The 257-nt window shown below is 58.8% G+C and carries 1 protein-coding gene; it reads right to left on the reverse strand.

All coding sequences use genetic code 11. The features are described from left to right. Positions 1-257 (reverse strand): hypothetical protein (locus SB765_RS31330; protein ID WP_410932722.1); only part of this gene is annotated, 257 nt, incomplete at both ends.

A 257-nucleotide genomic window follows, 5' to 3' on the forward strand; every position in this document is an offset into this window, starting at 1 on the left:
GCTGCTGGTCGATCAGGATACGGGTGAGATCTTCGCTCAGGTCAAAGCTATTACTGGCCTGCTGGGTCTTCTTGGCAACCTGTTTGCTGGCCTGCGGCTGGGCGGTCAGTCGCTGCTGCAGTGCTTTGAGGCTTTGCTCGTGCTCAGTGCGCAGCTTGTGTAAAGCGGCTTCGTGTTCTGCGGCCAACTGCTTATGGCTGCGTGATTCGGCATCCATCTGCTCGGCGAGTACGGCGTATTCCTCGGCTTCGCGCTTG

The organism is Pseudomonas sp. SIMBA_067, assembly GCF_046534675.1.
Taxonomy (GTDB): domain Bacteria; phylum Pseudomonadota; class Gammaproteobacteria; order Pseudomonadales; family Pseudomonadaceae; genus Aquipseudomonas; species Aquipseudomonas putida.